Below are 3,777 nucleotides of genomic sequence, written 5' to 3' on the forward strand. Positions count from 1 at the left end.
AAGTGATTATTTATTGCTTGATCTAAGGTATTCATTTTTATCATTGTACAGCTCCTTTTTTTGTATCTTGTCTGTACTATGTTTTCTTATAAAAAATCAATACCTTAGATCAAATTAAAAAAGTGTCGTGTACTATGATTATATTTATGAACCATTCTTTTAATTGAATGCTCAAGGGAAAGCTCTGAAGAAGAATAAAGATCAATCCATCTTAACGCGTGAGATTCTTCATTTTGAATAAAATGATCATTACCTACTGTTTTAAGCAGAAATCGAATATCATAATGATAATGTTCTGGATCTTTTTCATTGCTTGGAAATGTATGAATATCAATATCAAAAATTTTAGTATTAATGGGTATAATTTCCATAATGCCAGATTCTTCTTGCGATTCTTTAATCGCTACAGCTAATACATCAGGATTGCCATCACAATGTCCGCCAGGCTGAAGCCATAGATTTATTTTTTTATGATGCATAAGTAGAAATTTTGTTTTATCAGTATTGAGTAAAAAAGCAGAAGCCGTAAAATGTCCAATTTTCAAACTGCGCGCAAAAGGATTTTGGTGTGTATTTAAAAAATCTAGCATCCTTTGCTTATAATTAATTTCATTTATATCTTCAGAAAAATAATTATTTAGTAAAGCATGCAAACTCATTGAAATTCTCGTTTAAATTTATTTTACGATATTTTAAAGATTCCATTTAAGAATAAATGCTTCTAATTTTTCTTTAATTCTTTGTTTTGCTGTTAATCCTGCGCTTAAATTTGGATCTGTCTCCATTTCATTAATCGCATAAGCAAAAACATATTTTTGTCTATATTTTTCAATCCAACCAATATACCAACCCATTTGTTTTCTTTTATCCCAAGATCCATCTTCGTTCCAAAAATAGGATGTGCCCGTTTTACCGTGCAATACCCAACCATTAATCAGATCTTCTTGAGGAATAATATTTTTAACTTGTTGATAGATTTTTTCTGTAGCGCCATAACCACGATCTAAAAATTTAAAAAGAAAATTAATTTGTTCGCGTGGCGAAATTTGAAGTGATGAATTCAACCATGAAGAAGCGTAATCATAGCTTTCATTGGTCCCTGAAGCGTCCATATTACCATATTTAAAGTTATCAACAAATTGTTGCAGTCTTTCTTGGCCATAGGGTTTTGCGATAATTTCTTGTGAATACCAAACGCATGATTTTTGCATCCAGGTAAAAGGCGTGAAAGATTGTTCCCATATTGGAATCCAATTCGTATAACCTGTCTGATAATCACATTCAGGCGCATTATTATCGAGGAGATAATTTTCTTGAAATCCAATAATCGCCAATGGAATTTTAAATGTTGAACAAGGGCTTTGTCTTTGAAATGGATTGCCACCTTTTTCTTCTATAAAACGTGTTTTATAATTAGCTATTACGTAATTATCTGCTTGTAGTGTTTTTGAAGAAATTAAAACACAAAACACGACAAGAAAAAGCTTTTTAATCATTTAAAATCCTAAAGTTAAAATATTTTTTGTAAAGATCAAAGAGTCCTAATAAGAAATATATTTAATCACATTTCATACAAACTAACAAGGGATATGAATAATTTCTTAAATTTTATAAAATTATGCTAAATTATTTTTTTATATACCCATAATGATTTGGAAATGCAGATTTTTTAGGCATGAAATTTAAGGTAATTTTTGATGCCAAAAATTATGACAGATAGTTGTTTTACCTTAAGAATTTTTGGTTCAAAAAACAAGCAAAGGTCATCGACTAAAAACGGTGGTTTCAGATTATTTGGGTACATGCTTCTTAAAAAGAATTCGTAATTCCCGAAACTTTTCAAAATAACTACCAAGGTTATGAGGCAAAGTCTAGGAAAGTTGAGAACCGGAACGGAGTGTACTTAAGTACATGAGTACCGGAAGCGCAAACTTGACAACGAATTTGCCCATAGGATGGGTAGCTTTATTAAGAAAGACCCGGGAATAAAAGCCTAATCCCTTTGCTCATCGATTCCATAGCAATAGCCATCAATATAAGGCCCATGATACGCGTTATTATATTGATACCTTCTTGACCTAAAATACGTCCAACAGGAACGGCGAATTTAAAAATAATCCAAATAATAAAGGTGGCAACAAGTCCAAGCCCCGAAAAAATAAGCTCATCCCAAATACCAGGAATATTTTCTGTCTGAGATATAATAACACCAAGGGTTGCAGGCCCTGCAACAATGGGAATTGCTAATGGCACGACAGCGATATTTTTTTTAGGAGGGTGATCAGCATCTAATGCATGTGTCGGTGGTGGCGCATCTGCCCCATTCTTAACCATAGAGATACCAACAAGTAAAATAGCAATCCCGGCACCTATACGGAATGAACCAATGCTAATACCAAAAGCATCTAAAACACGTTGCCCAAGCCATACAGTTAAAACTATTGTTACTGCTATTGCTATGGCCGCCATAAAAGCTGTTTTACTTTTTTCTTTTGCAGATTGATGCGATGTAAGCGATAAAAAGAAAGCTATATTGCCGATTGGATTAAGTGCAATAAGCACTGCTACAAAAAATTCACTATAAATTTGCCAAGTAAGCATCAATTTTCCTAAAAACGTGTTGTTCAACAATTGAGTATACCGAACTTAATCCAAAATTATAGTTTTTTGAATGAAGCACCCTTGCACTTTTATAATGGAATTGCTATCTTGCCACAAGAACTTAAGGAAAGAATATTAACTTAAGTTTAAAACGGAGCGTAGCGCAGCTTGGTAGCGCACCAGACTGGGGGTCTGGGGGTCGTGGGTTCAAATCCCGCCGCTCCGACCATTTATCAACGCCCCATACATCCCAATATTATAAATTTTCGTTATTTTTAGTACTTTTAGTATCTATAGAAGCAAGTGTTTGTTTTAATACACCTTTAATTTTTTTAATACGGTCAATTTCAGCATCAATAATAGAGGCATCAAGTCCTTCTTCTTTTGATTTTTCAAGTGCTTTTATGAGTGTCTCTCCGTAGGAAATAGCGATTTGAGTTTGTTGACTTTGTAAAATATTTTCTAGTGATTGCTCAATTTTTCCTAAAAATGTGATAAATTTTTTAAAAACATCTTGTGCATAAATATCAGCAAGTGTTTCAAGATCTTTTTCTGAAAAATTCTGCCCAATAATAAGTGTCCAAATATTTTTATAATTCTCAGTTTCCTGTAAAACCCATTTTTCTAAAAATTTCTTTCTTTCTTCATCTAAAATTATATTGAATTTTTCCTGGTCTTCACCAAAAATATTTTTTAAAGTTTCAGGTGTTTTGGGTAAAGTAAGCTCAGCGCTTTCACGCATATTTTTTGAGACTTCAAGTCGTTCAAACAATTTATTCAATAAATCTTCTTTATCCGCCAAAAGAGGAAAAGAATTAATGAAAAACATGGAGATCAAAATGAGCGTTTTCTTTTTCATAAATCTTTTCCTTTTTAGTGGTCATATAAATATTATAGGAAAAATATATTAAGAAACTAATAAGATTCAATCTACGGGACAAAAAATGAAATTGCTTCGGTTTCACCTCTCCCCTTTGTGGGAGAGGTCGGCGCGCAGCGACTGGTGAGGGGTATCTAAAGCGTTTACAAAGAGCAACACCATCATGCCATAATTTAAGCATTGCCTACAAATACTCATCTCTCCAAAATTGTAAAATACCCCTCACCCGCTCCCTTTGGTCGCGACCTCTCCCACAAGGGGAGAGGTAAAAAAAAGCCTTCTTTTGGAGGACTTTT

Annotated in this window: 4 protein-coding genes and 1 tRNA gene; 1 reads left to right on the plus strand and 4 read right to left on the minus strand. The window is 33.1% G+C overall.

The window, feature by feature from the left end; translation table 11 throughout:
• Positions 1–104: 104 nt before the first annotated feature.
• The 3 genes from Q8L85_03245 to Q8L85_03255 form a co-directional block, all read right to left on the minus strand.
• On the minus strand, positions 105–659 hold the full coding sequence (locus tag Q8L85_03245) for an NUDIX hydrolase (protein ID MDP1723698.1): 555 nt from the start codon (positions 657–659) through the stop codon (positions 105–107).
• A gap of 33 nt (positions 660–692) precedes the next feature.
• Complete coding sequence (locus Q8L85_03250; GenBank protein ID MDP1723699.1) at positions 693–1,496, minus strand: penicillin-binding transpeptidase domain-containing protein; 804 nt, start codon at positions 1,494–1,496, stop codon at positions 693–695.
• A gap of 472 nt (positions 1,497–1,968) precedes the next feature.
• Entirely contained in the window at positions 1,969–2,601 is a 633-nt protein-coding gene (locus Q8L85_03255; protein ID MDP1723700.1) for a MarC family protein, read from the minus strand.
• 152 nt (positions 2,602–2,753) lie between these two features.
• Between Q8L85_03255 and Q8L85_03260 the strand changes: the two genes are divergently transcribed.
• Positions 2,754–2,830, plus strand: a tRNA-Pro gene (locus tag Q8L85_03260).
• A gap of 27 nt (positions 2,831–2,857) precedes the next feature.
• Here the strand turns inward: Q8L85_03260 and Q8L85_03265 are convergent.
• A complete protein-coding gene (locus tag Q8L85_03265) occupies positions 2,858–3,460 on the minus strand; it encodes a hypothetical protein (GenBank protein ID MDP1723701.1) in 603 nt (200 codons plus the stop codon).
• Between the last annotated feature and the right edge of the window lie 317 nt (positions 3,461–3,777).

The sequence above is a fragment of the Alphaproteobacteria bacterium genome (genome assembly GCA_030680745.1).
GTDB lineage: Bacteria > Pseudomonadota > Alphaproteobacteria > JAUXUR01 > JAUXUR01 > JAUXUR01.